The organism is Vibrio sp. Vb0304, assembly GCF_033338995.1.
In the GTDB taxonomy this organism is placed as follows: Bacteria; Pseudomonadota; Gammaproteobacteria; order Enterobacterales; family Vibrionaceae; genus Vibrio; species Vibrio alginolyticus.
The window spans coordinates 1-1,332 of the sequence record NZ_JAWOTT010000160.1 but is presented as its reverse complement, the minus strand read 5'-3'; the positions used below and the strand labels follow the sequence as shown (position 1 = coordinate 1,332).

At 47.4% G+C, this 1,332-nt stretch carries 1 protein-coding gene; it reads left to right on the top strand.

Annotated elements, in window-relative coordinates:
* Nucleotides 1-32: 32 nt before the first annotated feature.
* The coding region (gene mltF, locus R7P35_RS24640; protein WP_318092977.1) for a membrane-bound lytic murein transglycosylase MltF at nucleotides 33-1,332 on the top strand (1,300 nt) is incomplete at its 3' end.

The following is a 1,332-nucleotide window of genomic DNA, read 5'->3' as shown; positions in this document are numbered from 1 at the left end:
ACCACTAGAAATTTTCTGAGATGTACCGATCAATGCAAATACGCCACTTCAACCGACTCAAGCGCAGCGTCCTACTTTTTGCTTCTGTGCTACTACTTTCTGCCTGCCAAATTGAGTCGCAGCCGAAAAGTGAATTCGAGAAAATCCAAGAGCGCGGAGTGCTACGCGTTGGCACGCTCAACAACCAACTCTCGTACTACATTGGTCCTGATGGCCCTGCGGGTTTGGATTATGAGCTGGCGCGTAAATTTGCAGAAGAGTTGGGCGTAAAGCTAGAAATCAAACCCGCTTTCAGACAAGCCGACCTTTTCCCTGCCTTAAAGAAGGGCGACATCGATATTATTGCTACGGGGCTTAATCAAACCTCACAAGCCGTCAAACGTTTTAGACCTGGCCCTGCTTATTATTATGTAAGCCAGCAAGTGGTCTACAAAAAGGGCCAGCTTCGTCCTCGTGATATTGAGCAGCTTATCGAGTATCAAGCATCCAAAGACAGTCAATCAGAAGAAGACGTGAATGCTGGCGCGCAAACATTGAAAATTGTCGAACAGTCTCAATATGTTCCGACACTGACGGCATTGAAAAAGCAGTATCCTGAATTGCAGTTTGAAATCGTGGGCGATGCTGACACTCGCGATTTACTGAAACATGTATCGACTGGAGAACTGCGTTTCACCGTCACTGATTCCGTAGAGCTGTCTCTCGCGCAACGCCTGTATCCAGATTTAGCACTTGCTTTTGAGCTCACCGAAGATCAACCAGTATCATGGTTTACTCGCCGCTCAGAGGATGAGAGCTTGTATGCGATGCTGATTGAGTTTTTCGGCAATATCAAACAATCTGGCGAGCTAGCTTCTCTTGAAGAGAAGTACATTGGCCATATTGAAGCGTTTGACTACGTGGACACGCGTGCCTTTATTCGTGCTCTTGATGATAAGTTGCCGAGATGGGCCCCGCTGTTCCAAAAATACAGCGAAGAGTTTGATTGGCGTTTAATCGCGGCTTTGGCCTACCAAGAATCTCATTGGAAACCAAAAGCAAAATCGCCTACGGGTGTTCGTGGCATGATGATGCTGACTTTACCAACTGCGAAAAGTGTTGGTGTAACCGATCGTCTAAACCCAGAGCAATCTGTTCGTGGTGGTGTGGAATACCTGCGTCGCATTGTCGCTCGCGTACCTGATACGATTAACGAACATGAAAAAATTTGGTTTGCATTGGCATCGTACAATATTGGTTATGGCCACATGATGGACGCGCGTCGACTAACCAAGGCACAAGGTGGCGATCCAAACGCATGGGCAGACGTAAAAGACCGACTACCGCTGTTAC